Below are 17,816 nucleotides of genomic sequence, written 5' to 3'. Positions count from 1 at the left end.
TCCGCGGGCCCGTCCTCCTCGTCAGGGCCGGAACCGGGTCAGCGTCCGCTCCCCGGCTTCCGCCGGCTCCTGGGGAACGGGGCGGCCGGCGCGCCGCAGCACGTCCACGATGACGAGCGACGTCCGGTGCGGGTCTCTGGTGATCCGCACCCCGTGGGCCAGCCAGCACGCGGCGGCGATCATGTCCCGGGCCCGTTCGAGGTCGCTCGGGCTGGTCCCCGCCCTGCACCACACCCACAGGCGCTCGCCGAACGGCTCCGGCCTCGTGCGGAGGATCACGGGCAGCTTGCCCCGCCGGTTGACGATCAACGCCTCGGCGCAGGCCTTCCGTACGCGGTGGGGCGTCACCACGCACCAGAAGCGGGCCGCCACCTCCCGGCGGGCCTGCGGCCACAGCAGAACGAGCAGGCAGACCAGAGAAGCGGTGACGATCGTGACGGCCGGCCCCGCCGTCCGCACGGCGATGACCACGACCGCCGGCCCTCCCACCACCAGCACCGCCTCGTAACGCCACCTCCACAGCACCAGCAGCGGTCCCGGCCGCGCGACGGGAGAGGTCTCCCGCTCGATGAAGCGCAGGACCAGGTGCGGGTTCCGCCTGACCTGGTGCCTCATGCCCGGCCGCCCGAGGGTCGCTCGGGCCTGCGGGAGGCCGGCGGTTCGAGCAGGTTGACCCGCCCGGTGCCCCGGCATCTGCGGCACGGCAACCCCGTCGGGCACCGCCCCTTCGCGGAGCAGATCGTGCAGGCGGCGAGAGCGTCGAACCGCGTGTCGCGGTAGGTGTGCGTGTGCCAGGTGCGCCGGATCTCCCAGCGCTGCACCCACGCGAACGCATCGATCTCGGCGAACGCCTCGCCGCCGAGCTTCCACAGGAGAGCGACGATGCGCATCCGTAATCCGATTGGTGGACGATTACGGGTGTTCTGGTGGTTATATCCCATGGGATCATTCCTTCGCCGAGCAGCGGGTCGGGTGGTCTCTCCGCTGGGTCGATGTGCCACCATCGGCCCAGCGACGTTTTGAACGAGAGGGCCGCGATCCGAAGCCCTCCGGGTGCCGTCGGGACGCGATGCCGCATCCTTCGGGAACTGCCTGGTGCAGCCACCACGTTGAGGCTTATGCCGTGTTCGTACCCCTTCTTTGCCGTTGGCAATCGTCTTTTGGCAATTGCCAATGGCATTCCCCGGCGGCACATGCCAGCCGCGTGGTAACGTGCGGATCTAGAAGCTTCACGGGCCCAGAAGGTGACCGCACATGGCCGGGACGAACGTGACACTTCGCCGGCGCCAGCTGGCCAACCGGTTGAGAGAACTGCGGCACGCCGCCGACCTGACGGTGGAGCAGGCAGCCGAGGAACTGCTGTGCAGCCCAGCCAAGATCAGCCGGATGGAAACGGCGCAACGGGGCGTCAGCCAGCGAGATGTGCGCGACCTGTGCCGCATTTACGGGGTGACGGACGAGAACCTGGTCCGGCAATTGATGAACTGGGCGAGGGAATCCCGCCTTCCCGGCCTGCGCCAGGAGTACGGCGACCTCGGCTACGACGCGATCTATACCTTCATGGATCTGGAGGCGGCCGCGTCCTCGATCACCGAGTTGCAGATCACCTACCTGCCCGCCCTGTTTCAGACCGAGGAGTACGCCCGCGCTCTCATCCGCGGCCTGCTCCCGGGCATCGAGCAGGAAGTGCTGGAACGACGGGTCGAAGCCCGCATGAATCGTCAAAAACTCCTGCTGGGCACCGATCCACCTCGCTACTGGACCTTCATCGACGAGGCGGCACTGCGCCGGGTGACGGGAGATCCCGCGATCATGGAGGCGCAACTGGAGCGCCTGCTCCTCCTGGGACAGGCGCCGCATGTGACGGTGCAGGTGATCCCGTTCACCGCCGGGCCGTACATGTGCGCGGACGACCCGTTCGTGATGTTCAAGTTCAAGGACCAGAGCCTGTCGGACGTCGTCTACCGGGAGTCGCTGGACCGGGTCGAGTACCTGGAGAGGCCGAACGAGTTAGCCATTTATCGGGAAGCGGTCGACCGCCTGCGCGCGGTGGCGCTCTCCCCCAACGAGTCCCTCAAGCACATTGCCGGTGCGAAAACGGACTTCAGCACCACCTGAAATATTGACCACTCAGGAGCGCCTACGTCTCTGCGGACACTCTAGCCGAGAGACATGAACAGATGAAACCATCCGACGAGTTGCCGGCCACCGAGCCGGAATGGCGTATCTCCTCGCGTTGCAGCGGCGGGAACTGCGTACAGTTTGCCGAGGTCAACGGAGGGATCGCAGTGCGGGATTCGAAGAATCCCAATGCGGGCACGCTCTTCTATTCGCCGCAGGAATGGCGCGCTTTCCTGACGGCCGCGAAGGCGGGTGCCTACGACGTGACGAGGTGACGTGGCTCACTCGCCACTATCCGCGCAAGGCCTCCGAAGGTACATTTAGCGTAACTAGGTACTTTCACGGTTAATCACGCAGCCTGCGGGTGAGCATTCGGGAGGGTGAATGGCCGGCCGACCCACGTTCAGCGAGGTGACATGGCGGCGGGCATGCGGCGGCGGGAACTGCGTCGAAGTGGCCTTCCAGGATGGACACGTGGGCGTACGTGACGGAAAGCGAGGCGGCGAGGGCCCGATCCTCACCTTCACGGCCGAGGAATGGCAGACCTTCGTCGAGCACGTCAAGGACGGCCGCTTCGACCTGCCCTGACGTTCCGCGCGCGAACGGACGAAGGGCTTCCCCGGACGAATGGCCGGGGAAGCCCTCTACCTCTACGAGTGTTCCGTCACCAGGGGGACGGGGCGGGTGGGGGGACGACCGGTGGGCGGTCGTCGCAGGTGATGGTGTTGGGCAGCATCCACGGAGCGAGCCAGCCGCCGTCGTTGCCGCCGAGGTCGGTCAGGGAGAACTCCGACCCCGTGGGCGGGAAGTTGAAGGACCCGCAGTTGTTGACGCCCACCGCGCCGACGTTGCGGGCGTCCACGTTCTCGAAGGACGCCGAGCCCTTCACGCGGGCGCTGACCACCGAGGTGCCCGTGCCGTCGACCCGGATGTCCGTGAAGCGGACCTTCGGGATCGCGTACAGGTCCTTCACCGACCACTCGCTGACCAGCATGATCGCGTTGTACGTGCTGTCCAGGTAGTGGTCGCCGCTGACCTCGATGCCGGCGTCGATGTCCCTCTCCAGGGCGTAGAACCAGATCGCCCCCAGGCCGATCTTCCAGTTCAGCTCGAACGTGCCGGCCCGTACGGTCGTGTTGCCGTCGATGCGGAGCTTGCCGGCGAACGGCTGGGCGCCGAACCGGGAGCCGACCTGGATGGCGCTGCCCTCCCTGATCGGGTCGGCGATCAGGTTGTTCGAGACCGTGTTGTCCGTGCCGCCGTAGATCGCGATGCCGTTGGCCAGCACGGGCGTCTGGATCGTGTTGTGGTCGAACGTGTTGCCCGCGTCGGCGGTCTTCTCTGACCACATGGCGAGGGCGTCGTCACCGGTGTTGCGGAAGAAGTTGTTCGACACGACGGAGCCCGTCACGCCGGTGTGGAAGTTGAGCCCGTCCGCGATCTGGTCGACGATCACGTTGTTGGTGATCTTCAGGTTGCGCATCGGGCCGTCGAACCACATGCCGACCTTGGTATGGCGGATGTAGAGCCCGTCGATGGTCGAGTCGCTCATCGCGCCGCCGACGCCGTTGACCTGGTCGGTGTCGATCCGCTCGCGGACGTCGCCCTCGATGGCGAAGCCGGACAGGTGGACGTTGCGGCTGCCGCCGGCCGAGGCGTCCTTGCCGTAGAAGCCGGCACCGGTGTGCACCGAGCCGTCCGGGGCCGGGGTGTCCAGGTCGACCTGGCGGCCCTTGATGGTCGTGTACCAGCTTCCGGCACCCGTGATCGTCACGTCGTCCACGACGATGTGACGGTTCACCTGGTAGGTGCCCGGCGGGATGTAGACCTTCAGGTGCGCCCGTCTGGCGAAGGCGATGGCCTTGTCGATCGCCCCGGCGGAGTCGCGCCTGCCGGTGGGGTCGGCGCCGAAGACCAGCACGTTCGCCGCGACGACCTCGACGTGCGGCGGGCCGACGAGGTGCGAGTCGAGCAGGTCGACGACCGTCCACGCGGCGTCGCCGCCCGCCGGGGCCGTCAGCCGCACCGTGTCGCCCGCCCGGTACGTACGACCGAGCAGGAGGCGCTGCTCGTCGTAGAAGTGGTTCGGGCGGAACGGCCTGGCGATCTCCGGGGCCGGCGTGGTGGCGTTCGGCACGCAGGAGCACTCGGTGATCCACCAGTCGGGGTGCAGCAGCCCGGCGTTCGGATCGTTGGAGAACGGATATTGGTTGTAGAGCCAGGCGTACTGCGACGTGAGGGTCATGGTGGCCCGTTTGTGGCCGTTCACCGCGACGTCGAGCGGCGCGGTGATGCCGCCGCCCCCAGGAGCGTCCGGGATGCTGTACCGCACGGTGATCGCGTTGGCCGCCTTGGGCAGCGTGAACTCGACGTACTGCCCGGGGGTCAGCTTGACCGCCTTGCGGCCGGACGCCTCCGCGGGCAGCGTGTACGCGTCGCGGCCGGGGCCGATGACCGTGCCGTTCGTCGCCGCGTTCTCCGCCTCCTGCTCGGCGAAGTCGACGCCGGCCCCGCGCCCGGCGACGAGCGCCGGGTCGAGGGCGGCCCGCGTCACGACGGGGGGCTTCGCCGAGGCGGACGCGGGCGTCTGTAAGACCGCGAGCCCGGTGGCGGCCAGGGCCGCCGCCAGCAGGATTCTCATCGGGCCTCCGTGATCCAGGCCGCGGTGTCGGACGGGAGCAGATCGCCGTCGAGGGGACCGCTGGCCAGCAGCACCGAACCCGACTCCGGGAGCGCGGCCGGCTCGGCGCCGAGGTTGACCAGGCAGACCAGGCCGGAATCGCGGCGAAACGCGATCACCTCGTCCCCGTACGGCAGCCAGGTCAGCGTGCCGTCGCCGAGCAGCTCGCGGCGCAGGCGCAGGGCCGAGCGGTAGAGACAGAGCATCGAGTCCGGATCGGCCTCCTGAGCCTCCACCGTGAGGTCGCGCCAACGGGCCGGCTGCGGCAGCCAGGGCTCGCCGGTGCTGTATCCGAAGGGCGGCTCGGTGCCCGACCACGGCAACGGCACCCGGCAACCGTCACGGCCGCGGACCGTGTGGCCGGAACGCTCCCACATCGGGTCGTCGATGAGCTCCTCGGGGATGTCCTCGACCTCGTTCAGGCCGAGCTCCTCCCCCTGGTAGACGTAGACGCTCCCGGGCAGCGCCATCGCGAGCAGCGCCGCCGCCCGCGCCCGGCGGCGGCCGAGCTCCAGGTCGGACGGCATGCCGTCCCGGCGTTCCGCGTTGTCCCAGGACGTGACGGCCCGGCCATAGCGGGTGACCGGACGGGCGACGTCGTGGTTGGACAGCACCCAGGTCGCGGGCGCGCCGATCGGCACGTGGGTGGCGAGGGTCAGGTCGATGCTGGCGCGCAGCGCGGCCGGCTCCCACGCACTCGACAGGAAGTCGAAGTTGAACGCGGTGTGAAGCTCGTCGGGGCGCAGGTAGTTGGCGAACCGCTCCTGGTCGGGCAGCCACACCTCGCCGATGAGGATCCGCCCGCCGTAGGAGTCGGACACCCGCCGCCACTCGCGGTAGATCTCGTGGACCCCGTCGTGGTCGGTGTACGACTCCTCCACGCTGTCGAGGTCCTTGACGAGCACGGCCGCGGAGTCGATGCGTACGCCGTCCACGCCCCGGTCGAACCAGAACCGCAGCACCTCGAGGAACTCCTCGCGTACGACGGGGTTGTTCCAGTTGAAGTCGGGCTGCTCGGGAGCGAACAGGTGGAGGTACCACTCGCCGTCCGGCACCCGCGTCCACGCCGGGCCACCGAAGATCGACTGCCAGCCGTTGGGCGGGCCGTCGCCGACGCCGGGGCGGAACCAGAACCGCTCCCGGGCCTCCGAACCGGGACCGGCCACCAGAGCCTCCTGGAACCAGGCGTGCTGGTCGGAGGCGTGGTTGGGGACGACGTCGACGATCGTACGGATGCCTAGGTCGTGGGCTTCCTCGATCAGCTTCTCCGCCTCGGCCAGGGTGCCGAAGACCGGCTCGATGCTGCGGTAGTCGGCGACGTCGTAGCCGCCGTCGGCCATGGGAGAGGGATACCACGGGTTCAGCCAGATGGCGTTGACGCCGAGATCCGCCAGGTAAGGCAGGCGTGACCGCAGCCCCGCCAGGTCACCCGTCCCGTCGCCGTTCCCGTCGGCGAAGCTGCGCAGGTAGACCTGGTAGATCGCGGCCCCGCGCCACCAATCGGGGGTCGAGGTGTTGCCGGGCATGCTGAATACAACTCCTTACGGGTGACGAGTGAAGAGCGACGGGGAGGGGCGGTCAGCCCTTGAGGCTGCCGGCGGTGAGGCCGGCCATGATGTGCCGCTGGAACAGGAAGAAGACGACGATGGTCGGGATGCTCGCGATCACCAGGGAGGCGACCAGCACGTTCTGCGGCATCTGGGAGGAGAGCGAGGCGATGCCGATGCTCACCGACATCTTGTCGCTGTCCGGGAGGACCAGCAGGGGCCAGACGAAGTCGCGCCAGACGTTGACGACGGTGAGGATGGAGACCACGCCGAGGATGGGCCGGGAGATCGGTATCACCACCGACCACAGGATGCGGCCCGGTGACGCGCCGTCGATCTCGGCGGCTTCGAGCAGCTCCCTGGGGATCGAGTCGAAGAACCGCTTGAGCAGGAAGACGTTGAAGCCGTTGGCCGCCGCCGGCAGCCAGATCGCCCACGGCGTGTTGAGCAGGTTCCAGTGGAAGAACGGCACGTCCTTCACCGTCAGGTACGCCGGGAGCATGATGACCATGGGCGGGATCATCAGCGTCGACAGCATCAGGGCCAGCACGACCTTGCCGAGCGCCGGGCGGAGCTTCGACAGGGCATAGGCCGCCGAGACGTCCACCGCGAGCGTCAGCAGCCAGGCGCCCCCGGCGTACAGGGCCGTGTTGCCGAGCAGCGTGCCGAGGCCCAGCAGATCCCACGCCTCCAGGTAGCCGTCCAGGGAGAAGTGCGACGGCAGGAAGGTCGGCGGGATCGCGTTGAGTTCCTCGGTGGACTTCATCGCACCGGTGATCATCCAGTAGAGCGGGAAGACGAACGCGGCGGTGAAGCTCACCACCACGATCACCAGCACGATCCAGTAGACGATCCGGCCGCGGGTCGTGTTGAGCTGGTGCGGCGAGACGGCGGTGCGGAACTGCGTGTTCATCGGCTTGCGGGGCCGCCGCTGCCCGCGGCGCTCGTGCCGGGTGGAGGCGGCCGGCGTCCCGGTCGAGCGGTCGGGCATGACCGTGGTGTTGGACATGGTCGCTCCCCTCACACCGTGTTGTCGCGCGAGACGCGCAGGTAGATCGCGGAGAACACCATGAGCACGATCATGAGCATCAGGCCGAGCGCGTTGCCCGCGTTGAGGTTGCCGAAGTTGAAGGCGTACTGGTACATGAGGTAGACGACGCTGACCGTGGCGTTCTCGGGGCCGCCGCCGGTGAGCAGGTAGGGCTCGATGAAGACCTGCATGGTCGCCACGATCTGCAACAGCAGCATCACCAGCAGGATCAGCTTGGTCTGCGGGATCGTGACGTGCCGGATCCGCTTGAACAGGCCGGCGCCGTCGAGCTCCGCGGCCTCGTACAGCTCGCTCGGGATGGTCTGCAGGGCGGCGAGGTAGATCAGCGTGCCGCTGCCCATGTTCATCCAGGTGGAGACGATGACCAGCGAGATCAGCGCGGTGCTCGTCGAGTTGAGCCACTGCAGGCCGGGCAGGTGGAACAGGTCCAGGACCTGGTTGAACAGCCCGTAGTCGGGGTTGTAGAACCACTGGAACAGCAGGACGCTCACCGCGGGCGGCAGCATGACCGGCAGGTAGACCACGAAGCGCAGGTAGGCGCGGGCGTGCCGTAGCTCGTTCAGGACGATCGCGGTGACGAAGGGGATCCCGTAGCCGCACAGCAGGGCGAGCACCGTGAACAGCGCGGTGTTGACCCAGGCCGGTCCGAAGGCCGGGTCGTCGACGACGGTGCGGAAGTTCTCCAGCCCCACCCATCTGGGCGGGTCCACGAAGTTGGTCTTCTGGAAGCTGAGGATGACCTCTCGGATCATCGGATACCAGGAGAAGAACGCGAAACAGATCAGAGCGCCGCACAGGAAGCCGTAGGCGGTCACGTTGCGCCGCACGGCGCGCCGCAGTTTCGTCGGCTGCCGCCGCCGGCCGCCCGCTGCCGGGATGCTCGCTGTGGTCATCGTTGTGAATCCGATCTCGACGTGATTGCCGGGGCGCCGGCCGCGCGAAGCTCACGACCGCGGGCGGCGCCCCGGGTTAGGCCCGGATTATCAGGGCGGTCAGCCCTTCGAGGCCAGCAGGGAGTTGACCTTCGACTCGGCATCGGACAGGAGCTGGTCGATGTTCGCGTCCTTGCGGGTCAGCACGGCCGACATCGGAGTGTCGAGGATCTTGTAGATCTCCTGGGCGTACGGCCCCGGCTCCGCCTTCGGCGGGATGCCCTTGGAGCCCTCCACCCATCCGGCGAACTGCGCGGCGTCGATGTTGGCGTTCGCCTTGCGCAGGTCGTTCACGGCCTGGCCGGACGGCGTGTCCGCGCCGTACAGGTCGGGGTACGGCTGGCCGACGGTGAGGTTCGCGCCCTTGGCCCGCACGTAGTCGAACTGACCCTTGCCGGGGGTGAGGAACTTGTACTCGATCCACTTGAGGCCGGCCTTGATCTGCTCGGGCGTGGCCTTCGGGTTGATCATGTAACCGGCGCCGCCGTTGAACAGGGCCTTGGCCTCGGGCTGGGCGGTGATGGAGTAGTTCTCGAACTTGCCGCCGAAGTCGTTGCGGAGCGAGATGAGCACGTCGGGCGCGCCCAGCATCATGCCCATCTTGCCGCCGGCCATGGCCTTCATCAGGGCCGGCCAGTCGATGTAGAGCTGGGAGCCCATGCTGTTGTCGACCCACCGCATCTGGTGGAGGTTCTCCAGCACGGCCTTGCCCTCAGGGGTGTTGAAGGCGGCCTTCTTGCCGTCGTCGGTGACGACCGATCCGCCGCGGCCGTAGATGGAGGCGGTGAAGTGCCAGCCGCCGACGTTGTTGCCGCTGTACTCGCCGTATCCGACGTAGCCGGGACCGAGCCCCGCGATCTTCTTGGCGGCGGCCTGCACGTCGGCCCACGTCTTGGGCGGGTTGTTCGGGTCGAGACCGGCCTTGGTGAAGACCTCCTTGTTGTAGACGAGGCCCATGCCGTAGCCGTCGGTCGGCAGCCCGTAGATCTTGCCGTCCTTCTTGAACAGGTCGATCGAGCTGTTGTAGTCCGCGAACGTCTTGATCTCGTTGACGTACGGTGTGAGGTCGGCGGCCTGGCCGCTCTCGATCAGCCGGCCCACGTTGGGGAAGTTGACGTAGAACACCGTCTCCAGCTCGCCGCTGGCCAGCTTGGGCTCGAAGGTGCGCGGGTCGTAGCAGGGGAACGCGTCGGTGACCTTCGAGACCTTGATGGTCGGGTTCAGCTTCTGGAAGGCCGCCAGGTCCTCCTCGAAGGTCGCACGCTCCGCCTTGTTCGTCTTCGGCGGCTCGCAGTTGACCGAGATCGACACCGGCCCTGCGCTGCCGGGCGCCGCGCCGGCCTTGTCGCCGCCGTTACCGCTGTCGTCGGTGCCGCACGCCGCGGCCGCTGCAATGGCAAGTCCCGAGACCAGCAGTATCGAGAGCTTGTGGGATTTCATCCTCGTTCCCTTCTGGAACCGCGCACCACGACCCGTCGAAGCACACGGCTCGGGGCCGACTGGAGCGCCCCGATCCGCTCGGTTGCGAGAAACATACAGAGGCATGCAGGACTGAGCAATAGTTCGTCATTAACTCTGCAAAAAAGTGACAGTGATTGGTCTGTCGCTGGCATGCCATCGCTGTGCACAGGACTCGAACATTGGCGTGGGGAGCAGGGATGTGGGACGGCGTGGGGAGCAGGAATGTGGGACGGCCTGGAGGAGCAGGTATGTGCGACTGCGTGGGGAGCAGGGACGCGCTCAAGCGTGGGCGGGTGCTCCGGCCGGCCGTGACAGTCGCGGTCCGGTGAGCCTCGGGAGCGGCCATCGCGGGCGCGGTGGTACAGGGCACGGTCTTACGCCGGCCTCCGCACCCGCCCGCCCCCGGCGCTCCGCGCTGATTGACGGGCCACACAAACGTTCACCGGGGCCGAGGGAGCGGAGCGGGCTTCGCGAGGACCAGAGTTTCCTTCCGGCGCAGTGACCGATCCGCCAAAGTCCATGACACCGACCAGCCCGCCCAAGGTTCGTGGACGTCCCGCTAGGAGCGGGGCGCGGGGGCGGTCGAGGCGCGTACGACCAGCTCGGGCTCGAACAGCAGCTCGTCCCCCGGCACCACGGCCGCGTCGATCTGGGCCACCAGCAGCTCGACGGCCGCCCTGCCCATCGCGTCGATGGGCTGGCGGACCGTGGTCAGCGGCGGGTCCACGCAGTTCATCAGCGCCGAGTCGTCATAGCCGATGACGGAGACGTCCTCGGGCACCGACAGCCCCGCCCGGCGGGCCGCCCTGATCGCACCGAGGGCGAGCACGTCGCTGGCGCAGATGATGCCGGTCACGCCCGCGGCGACCATGCGTGCGGCGGCGGCGTGCCCGCCTTCCAGCGAGAACATCGTGTGCTCGACGTGGTCGGGGCCGAGCTCCAGGCCGTTGGCCGCGGCGTACGCGCGGAACGCGGCGAGCTTGCGCTGGGACGGCACGTGGTCGGGCGGGCCGAGCAGCATCGCGACCTGGCGGTGCCCGAGTGCCATGAGGTGGGCGAGCGCGATCTCGGCCGCGGCGACGTCGTCGCACGACACCTGCGGGAACCCGAGATGCTCGACCGCGGCGTTGACGAGCACGGTCGGCAGTTTGCGTTCGAGGACCCTGCGGTAGTGGCTGTGGGAGGCGTCTCCCTGGGCGTAAAGGCCGCCGGCGAAGACCATGCCGGAGACGTGCTGCTGGAGGAGCAGGTCCACGTAGTCGGACTCGGAGACGCCGCCCACGGTCCGGGTGCACAGCACGGACGTGAACCCCTGCTGGGCCAGCGCGCCTCCCACCACCTCGGCGAAGGCCGGGAAGATCGGGTTCTGCAGTTCCGGGAGGACCAGGCCGACGAGCCGGCCGCGGTCGCCGCGCAACTGGGTGGGCCGTTCGTATCCCAGCACGTCGAGCGCGGTGAGCACCGCCTCTCTGGTGGCGTCGGAGACCCCCGGCTTGCCGTTGAGCACGCGACTCACCGTCGCCTCGCTCACGCCCACCTTCTTGGCCACTTCCGCAAGCCGTCGTGTCATGGACGCAACTATACGACAGCGAGCGCAAACACTTTCATCCACTTGCGCATGCGCTCACGAACGGCACGTCAGGCGCCTACCGCGCTCCGAAGCGGGGACCGGCGGGCCCTTCGTGCCGATCGCGATCGGCACGGCGCGGCCCCGCTCCTCGTCCGGCCAATGTGCGGAGCGGTCCAGAGGGCTCGGGGCTGGGGTTATGCGTCGTCGTAATGCGCATGTCATCTTGCGACTTCTCGTCGCAATATTGCAGAAGGATGTTCACCAACTTATCGTGTGGGCCACTCACCTTCTTCGGAGGTGTGGCGGTTCAGCGTCCACGCCGCATCTCCCGGGTCTCGCATGCAGAAAGGAACCTCATGAGAAGATCCGGAGCCGCCGTCGCGGTGGCGGGGGCGCTGATCGCTGTGGGGAGTGTGGTGGCGTTCCCCGGCACGTCGTCGGCCGCGACCTCGCCGTCGCCCTTCTCCGTCCCGGGAAGAGGCGCGACCGTGCCGTTCACGGAGATCGAGGCCGAGGCCGCCGCGACCAACGGCGAGCAGATCGGCCCGGACCGCGTCTACACCCACCTGCCGTCCGAGGCGTCGGGCCGCCGGGCCGTACGCCTCGACGCGCCGGGAGAGTACGTCGAGTTCACCCTGCCCAAGCCCGCCAACGCCATGACCGTGCGCTACAGCGTGCCGGACAACGCGGCCGGAACGGGCATAACGGCACCGGTCGATCTGAGGATCAACGGGACCAAGCTCAAGGACCTGCAGTTCACCTCCCGGTACGGCTGGTTCTACGGTGGCTATCCGTTCGGCAACACGCCCGGCGACAAGCCGCACCACTTCTACGACGAGACCCGGACGATGTTCGGGTCCACCCTGGCGGCGGGGACGAAGGTCAGGATCCAGGTGGCCTCCACCTCGGTCGCGCCGTGGGTCGTCGTGGACCTCGCCGACTTCGAGCTCGTGCCGGACGCGATCCCCCGCCCCGCCGGGTCGCTGTCGGTCGACGACTTCGGCGCCGACCGCGACGGCACGAGCGACTCGACGGCCGCCTTCCAAGCTGCTGTCGACGCCGGGAAGGCCCAGGGCAAGGAGGTCTACATCCCGGCCGGGACGTACACCCTGTGGGACCACGTGGTCGTGGACGGGGTCACGCTGCGCGGCGCCGGGCCCTGGTACAGCGTGCTCACCGGCCGCCATCCCACCCAGCGCAACCAGGCCGTCGGCGTCTACGGCAAGTACGTCAGCGGCGGCGGCTACACCGGCGGGATCCGGCCGCACGAGGCGGGCGGGCCGAGCCGCAACGTCACCCTGCGGGACTTCGCGATCATCGGCGACATCACCGAGCGGGTGGACGATGACCAGGTCAACGCCCTCGGGGGCGCGATGACCCATTCGGTGGTCGACAACGTGTGGCTCCAGCACACCAAGGTCGGGGCCTGGATGGACGGCCCGATGGACGACTTCACGATGAAGAACAGCCGCATCCTCGACCAGACGGCCGACGGCGTGAACTTCCACACCGGTGTCACCAACTCCACGGTGACCAACACCTTCGTCCGCAACAGCGGTGACGACGGCCTGGCGATGTGGCCCGACCGGATCGCCAACGTGAACAACGCGTTCACGTTCAACACCGTGGTCGCGCCGGTCCTGGCCAACAACATCGTGACGTACGGCGGCCGGGACATAAAGATCAGCGACAACGTGGTGAGCGACACGGTCACCAACGGCGGCGGCATCCACGTCGCCAACCGCTATCCGGGGGTGAACTCCGGCCAGGGCACGGCGGTCGCCGGCACGATCACCGTCGCCCGCAACACCCTCATCCGGGCCGGCAACAGCGACTACAACTGGAACTTCGGCGTCGGCGCGATCTGGTTCGACGGCCTCAACGAGCCGATCAACGCGACGATCAACGTGACCGACACCGACGTCGTCGACAGCTCCTACGAGGCCATCCAGTTCATCGAGGGCAGCACCCAGACCGTCAACTTCTCGAACGTGAACATCGACGGCACCGGGACGTACATGATCCAGGCGCAGGCGGCGGCGAAGGCGAGCTTCACCGACGTCCGGGCCGCCCACATCGGCGCGGGCGTCGCGATCCACAACTGCGTCGGCACCGGATTCGCCCCCGCGTACGGCACGGGCAACTCCGGCTGGAGCCCGGACTCCACCGTCTGCACCGGCCAGTGGCCCGCGCCGAACTACATCTACGACGGCAGCGGCCCCAGCCCGAGCCCGTCGCCGTCCACCTCGCCGTCCCCTTCCCCCTCACCCTCGCCCAGCCCGACGGCGTGCGCTCCCGGCAGCGGCGACCTCGCCCGGGGCAAGACGGTCACGGCGACGAGCAGCACCCAGACGTACGTCGCGGCCAACACCGTGGACGGCGACGCGAACACCTACTGGGAGTCGGCCAACAACGCCTTCCCGCAGTCGATCACCGTGGATCTGTGCGCGGTGACCCCGGTCCAGCGGGTGGTGCTCAAGCTGCCGCCCAGCGCGGCCTGGGCCACCCGCACCCAGACGCTGACGGTCCTCGGCAGCACGGACGGCACGAACTACACCACCTTGTCCCCCTCGGCGGGCCGTACGTTCGACCCGGCCACCGGGAACACGGCGAGCGTCTCCTTCACCAGCGCGAGCGTCCGCCACGTCCGGGTGACCGTCACCGGCAACACCGGCTGGCCCGCCGGGCAGCTGTCGGCCTTCGAGGTGTACGGCACCGGCGGCACCCCCAGCCCGTCACCCAGCGTCTCCCCCAGCCCGCTGCCCACGGGGAACCTCGCCCGGGGCAAGGCCGTCACGGCGACGAGCAGCACCCAGACGTACGCCCCGGCCAACACCGTGGACGGCGACGCGAACACCTACTGGGAGTCGGCCAACAACGCATTCCCGCAGACGCTCACCGTGGACCTCGGCGTGTCCGTCACAGTCGGCAGGGTGGTGCTCAAGCTGCCGCCGAGCACCGCCTGGGGCGCCCGCACCCAGACGCTGACGGTCCTCGCGAGCACGGACGGCACGAACTACACCACGATCGCCGGACCTGCGGGCTACACGTTCGACCCGGCGACCGGCAACACCGTCACCGTCACCGTGCCCGCCGCCGCCCGGCGCCACCTGCGGCTGAACGTCACCGGTAACACCGGCTGGCCGGCCGCCCAGATCTCCGAGTTCGAGGCGTACGCCTCGTAACCCGGAACGGGACGCCCGGAGGAGGAGTGGACGCCTCCTCCTCCGGGCTCCCCCACACAGCATGACCCCCTCAGCAGGCCGTCAGGTGACGGGGACGCCGACGCGGCCGGTGGAGGAGCGGACGACCAGCTCCGGCTCGAACAACAGCTCGCCCGTCGCGACCGCGGCGCCCTCGATCTGGCTGACCAGCAGCTCCACGGCGGCCCTGCCCATCGCCTCGATCGGCTGACGCACCGTCGTCAGCGGCGGATCCACGCACGTCATGAGCGCGGAATCGTCGTATCCGACGACGGACACGTCCTGGGGCACGCGCCTGCCGGCCCGCCGCGCCGCGCGGATGGCCCCGAGGGCCAGCGGGTCGCTGCCGCAGACGATCCCGGTGACGTCCTGCCGCACGAGCTTCAGCGCCGCCGCGTGGCCGCCCTCCAGCGAGTGCATCGTGTGCTCGACCAGCTCGCCGCCCGCGGCCCGGAACGCCTCCAGTTTCCGTATGGACGGCATGTGGTCGGCGGGGCCGACGACGAGGCCGATCCGCTGGTGGCCCAGCGCCCGCAGGTGGCCCAGCGCCTGCTCCACCGCGATCGTGTCGTCGCAGGAGACACGGGGGAAGTCCCAGTGATCGGCGGCCGCGTTGACCAGCACGGTGGGCAGCCGCCGCTCGACCAGCCGCAGGTAGTGCTCGTGGACGACGCCGGTCTGCGTGTAGAGCCCCCCGGCGAAGACCACACCGGACACCTGCTGCTGCAACAACAGGTCCACGTAGTCGGCCTCGGAGATCCCGCCGACCGTACGCGTGCACAGGACGGGGGTGAACCCCTGCTGGGCCAGCGCCCCGCCGACGACCTCGGCGAACGCCGGGAAGATGGGGTTTTGCAGCTCGGGCAGGACGAGGCCGACCAGGCGGGCGCGCTCGCCGCGCAGCTGTGTGGGCCGCTCGTAGCCGAGCACGTCGAGAGCCGTCAGCACGGCCTCCCGGGTGGCCTCGGAGACCCCGGCCTTGCCGTTGAGGACGCGACTCACCGTGGCCTCGCTGACCCCGACCTTCTTCGCAACCTCCGCAAGCCGTCGCGTCATGGCGGCAAGCATACGACGCGGAGCGGCCGGGCCAAGGATCTTCGATGACACGGTTGCAAGCGGGCTGAAAGCACCGTGAAAGAGGCGATTCCTAGTGTCTGCCGCGTTACAGATCTCCCAGGAAGGCATCATGAACATCCTCAGGAACAGCCTCGCCGTCGTCGCGGCGTCCGCCCTTCTCGGTCTGACCGCCGCCTGCAGCGGGAGCCAGACGGCCGTCTGCGAAGAGGCGACCAAGGCGTTCACCGACTACAGCTCCAAGGCCGCCGCCGCGGCCGGCGACATCAAGGGCATCAACACCGCGACCGGCGACCTGGCCGCGCAGCTCAAGGACCTGTCCGGCAAGGCTGACGGCGATCTGAAGGTGGCGCTCGCCGGCATGGCCGACTCGTGGGCGTCCTTCAAGATCGACCTGTCGGACCCGGCCTCCGCGACCAAGCTCGCCGAGTTCGGGCAGAAGGCCACCCAGGCGACGCAGCAGCTCGCCTCCGCCTGCTCCTGACCTCCCCCGGCCTCACGGCCCGCCTCGCCGCCGGCGCCAAGCGCCGGGGCGGGCGGGTGCGGAGTCCGGCGTAAGACCGTGCCGGATACCACCGCGCCCGCGACGGCCGCCGGTTCACAGCACCCTGCCACGTCTGGCGGCTCGGGCGTAGTCGCGCAGGGATACGCCGATTGCCGGCCGCTGACGCAGGAACTCCTCGACGATGCTCTCGACCACGTCCGAGTAGGTGATGTGCCAGTGCCCCAGCCCGTGCAGAGCGCTCTCGACGCAGGCGACGTTCTCACTGGGCAGCGTGTCACGCATGACCCCGAGCAGCACCTCGTCGATCCTGCGCGCGACGGGGTCACCCGGCCTGCCCCAGGTGGGAAAGACGTCCCACCACATGTAGCAGATGCTGTTCAGTGGGTTTTCCACTGATTCGCCGTTATCACCGTGGCTCAATACGTTCTGACACAGAGGTTCGAACAATTGGGCGTACAACTGCCTGATCGCGGCGGCGCACCGGACTCGCAGGTTCTCGGGCACGGACGGGTTGTACAGCTCGTGGAACAGCCCGGAGTCGCCGGCAAGGAACCACAGGCCATCCGCGATCCGCTGGGCCGAGTACGTCTCCGCCACCCGGCCGGCGGCGGTGAGGAATTCTGCCAGCGAGAGCACGCTGTCGAGGGGATCGTCCGGGAAGTCGTCGCCGTCCCGTAGGACGAACAATCGCCGAGTCCACGCTTCGAGATCGATTGCCACTTCCGGACTGTCTCACCCCACCGAGGGCGTGCATAGCCGCCGGCGGCCTTGGCGCCCACGGTGGCGAGAATCAGCACGACGACAGGGCGATAGCCGGCTTTCGACCCGCTATCGCCACTGGCCGTTCCATCGTTGCTCAAGCCCGCCGAGGGACCTGAGCCACCCGCCGTCCCCCTCTGACGGCTCGTCTCAAGCACCCGCCCGGCCAAGGCACCGTTCTTGAACGCCCCGCCGTCAGTACTCGAGGCCCCAGTCGTGGGTGCCGAGGGTGTAGGCGTCGCCCTTGGGCACCAGCCTGCCGCCCTCGGCCAGGCTGTCGAGGCACCGCCGTACGTCGTCCTCCGGAAGATCGGTCATCGCGGCGACCTCGGCGGCGGTCGCTGGCCGTTCCTTCGTGTTCAGGGCGGCGACGGCCTCGTAGACCGTCATGTCCGCCGCCGTCATCTCCTGGACGTCTTCCAGGCTCTCCTCGTCAGGCACTGCGCTGTCTCGCCCCCTCACGCAGCCGCTCCGGATCGACCTGCCGGTCCGGGTAGCGTTCGAGGTACTCGCCTTCCAGCTCCTGCGTCCGCGAGGTGTGGCGCTCCAGCGCGTCGTCCGATCCGTGGAAGAACGTCTCCGAGCGGGTCTCGTGCAGGTGGCGCAACTCGCGGATCAGGTCCTCGTCGCCCAGGTCCCGCGGGTCGACTCCCATGGTCATGGCGGTCCTCCCTCACACCTCTGTCGGCTTGTCCCAGCGTTCGTCGGGGTTCTTGTCGTCCGGCTCCGCGTTCGGCGGATCGGTGGCGGACGGGGTCCACTCACCGGCGATATCCGGCTCGTCCTCGGTATCGATGTATCGGTCGTCTTCCCTTCGCATGCCAGGTCTCCTGCCCGGTGGAGCGCCCGCCATTCCGGACGGGCCGCACCGGACCGCCCCCGGAATGCCGTACGGCCCGCCCCCGTCGCGACG

General features: G+C 68.7%; 18 protein-coding genes. 5 read left to right on the top strand and 13 right to left on the bottom strand.

Annotated elements, in window-relative coordinates; genetic code table 11:
• Positions 1–21: 21 nt before the first annotated feature.
• Both HHX35_RS24665 and HHX35_RS24660 read right to left on the bottom strand, forming a co-directional pair.
• On the bottom strand, positions 22–615 hold the full coding sequence (locus tag HHX35_RS24665; RefSeq protein ID WP_182901123.1) for a hypothetical protein: 594 nt from the start codon (positions 613–615) through the stop codon (positions 22–24).
• Entirely contained in the window at positions 612–890 is a 279-nt protein-coding gene (locus tag HHX35_RS24660; protein ID WP_182901122.1) for a hypothetical protein, read from the bottom strand. Before HHX35_RS24660 ends, HHX35_RS24665 begins: the two co-directional genes overlap by 4 nt.
• 364 nt (positions 891–1,254) lie before the next feature.
• On the opposite strand from HHX35_RS24660, the gene HHX35_RS24655 reads away from it, so the two are divergent.
• The 3 genes from HHX35_RS24655 (at position 1,255) to HHX35_RS24645 (ending at position 2,709) form a co-directional block, all read left to right on the top strand.
• Complete coding sequence (locus HHX35_RS24655) at positions 1,255–2,118, top strand: helix-turn-helix transcriptional regulator (RefSeq protein ID WP_139575806.1); 864 nt, start codon at positions 1,255–1,257, stop codon at positions 2,116–2,118.
• 62 nt (positions 2,119–2,180) lie between these two features.
• The gene (locus HHX35_RS24650) at positions 2,181–2,396 is read left to right on the top strand and encodes a DUF397 domain-containing protein (protein ID WP_182901121.1); all 216 of its coding nucleotides are present in this window, start codon (positions 2,181–2,183) and stop codon (positions 2,394–2,396) included.
• Positions 2,397–2,505: 109 nt separating this feature from the next.
• On the top strand, positions 2,506–2,709 hold the full coding sequence (locus tag HHX35_RS24645) for a DUF397 domain-containing protein (protein ID WP_182901120.1): 204 nt from the start codon (positions 2,506–2,508) through the stop codon (positions 2,707–2,709).
• 76 nt (positions 2,710–2,785) lie between these two features.
• Here the strand turns inward: HHX35_RS24645 and HHX35_RS24640 are convergent, their stop codons facing one another.
• The 6 genes from HHX35_RS24640 to HHX35_RS24615 all read right to left on the bottom strand — a co-directional run bounded on the left by HHX35_RS24640 (position 2,786) and on the right by HHX35_RS24615 (position 11,362).
• A complete protein-coding gene (locus HHX35_RS24640) occupies positions 2,786–4,762 on the bottom strand; it encodes a glycosyl hydrolase family 28-related protein (protein WP_182901119.1) in 1,977 nt (658 codons plus the stop codon).
• Positions 4,759–6,327: a glycoside hydrolase family 13 protein gene (locus tag HHX35_RS24635; protein WP_182901118.1), complete on the bottom strand. Its 1,569-nt coding sequence runs from the start codon at positions 6,325–6,327 to the stop codon at positions 4,759–4,761. Before HHX35_RS24635 ends, HHX35_RS24640 begins: the two co-directional genes overlap by 4 nt.
• A gap of 52 nt (positions 6,328–6,379) precedes the next feature.
• The gene (locus HHX35_RS24630) at positions 6,380–7,357 is read right to left on the bottom strand and encodes a carbohydrate ABC transporter permease (RefSeq protein WP_259405368.1); all 978 of its coding nucleotides are present in this window, start codon (positions 7,355–7,357) and stop codon (positions 6,380–6,382) included.
• Between the two features lie 11 nt (positions 7,358–7,368).
• Positions 7,369–8,292: a carbohydrate ABC transporter permease gene (locus HHX35_RS24625; RefSeq protein WP_182901117.1), complete on the bottom strand. Its 924-nt coding sequence runs from the start codon at positions 8,290–8,292 to the stop codon at positions 7,369–7,371.
• Positions 8,293–8,391: 99 nt separating this feature from the next.
• Positions 8,392–9,771: an extracellular solute-binding protein gene (locus tag HHX35_RS24620; RefSeq protein ID WP_182901116.1), complete on the bottom strand. Its 1,380-nt coding sequence runs from the start codon at positions 9,769–9,771 to the stop codon at positions 8,392–8,394.
• Between the two features lie 580 nt (positions 9,772–10,351).
• Positions 10,352–11,362: a LacI family DNA-binding transcriptional regulator gene (locus HHX35_RS24615; RefSeq protein ID WP_182901115.1), complete on the bottom strand. Its 1,011-nt coding sequence runs from the start codon at positions 11,360–11,362 to the stop codon at positions 10,352–10,354.
• A 356-nt stretch (positions 11,363–11,718) separates the two neighbouring features.
• On the opposite strand from HHX35_RS24615, the gene HHX35_RS24610 reads away from it, so the two are divergent.
• Positions 11,719–14,547 carry a discoidin domain-containing protein gene (locus HHX35_RS24610; RefSeq protein WP_182901114.1) on the top strand — a complete coding sequence of 943 codons (2,829 nt, stop codon included), beginning with the start codon at positions 11,719–11,721 and terminating at the stop codon, positions 14,545–14,547.
• Between the two features lie 81 nt (positions 14,548–14,628).
• Here HHX35_RS24610 and HHX35_RS24605 read toward each other — a convergent pair whose 3' ends face one another.
• Positions 14,629–15,621: a LacI family DNA-binding transcriptional regulator gene (locus HHX35_RS24605; RefSeq protein WP_182901113.1), complete on the bottom strand. Its 993-nt coding sequence runs from the start codon at positions 15,619–15,621 to the stop codon at positions 14,629–14,631.
• A 130-nt stretch (positions 15,622–15,751) separates the two neighbouring features.
• On the opposite strand from HHX35_RS24605, the gene HHX35_RS24600 reads away from it, so the two are divergent.
• The gene (locus tag HHX35_RS24600; RefSeq protein WP_139575795.1) at positions 15,752–16,123 is read left to right on the top strand and encodes a hypothetical protein; all 372 of its coding nucleotides are present in this window, start codon (positions 15,752–15,754) and stop codon (positions 16,121–16,123) included.
• A 114-nt stretch (positions 16,124–16,237) separates the two neighbouring features.
• On the opposite strand, the gene HHX35_RS24595 is transcribed toward HHX35_RS24600, so the two are convergent.
• From HHX35_RS24595 to HHX35_RS24580, 4 genes are all read right to left on the bottom strand, one after another.
• Positions 16,238–16,831, bottom strand: coding sequence for a hypothetical protein (locus HHX35_RS24595; RefSeq protein WP_182901112.1), 594 nt, complete (start codon positions 16,829–16,831; stop codon positions 16,238–16,240).
• A gap of 267 nt (positions 16,832–17,098) precedes the next feature.
• The gene (locus HHX35_RS24590; RefSeq protein WP_182901111.1) at positions 17,099–17,344 is read right to left on the bottom strand and encodes a hypothetical protein; all 246 of its coding nucleotides are present in this window, start codon (positions 17,342–17,344) and stop codon (positions 17,099–17,101) included.
• Complete coding sequence (locus tag HHX35_RS24585) at positions 17,337–17,564, bottom strand: DUF6158 family protein (protein WP_079319741.1); 228 nt, start codon at positions 17,562–17,564, stop codon at positions 17,337–17,339. Before HHX35_RS24585 ends, HHX35_RS24590 begins: the two co-directional genes overlap by 8 nt.
• A gap of 12 nt (positions 17,565–17,576) precedes the next feature.
• Positions 17,577–17,723: a hypothetical protein gene (locus HHX35_RS24580; RefSeq protein ID WP_159454895.1), complete on the bottom strand. Its 147-nt coding sequence runs from the start codon at positions 17,721–17,723 to the stop codon at positions 17,577–17,579.
• Between the last annotated feature and the right edge of the window lie 93 nt (positions 17,724–17,816).

Source organism: Microbispora sp. H10830 (genome assembly GCF_014161375.1).
Lineage (GTDB): Bacteria > Actinomycetota > Actinomycetes > Streptosporangiales > Streptosporangiaceae > Microbispora > Microbispora catharanthi.
This window is presented reverse-complemented; position numbering and strand designations above follow the sequence as displayed.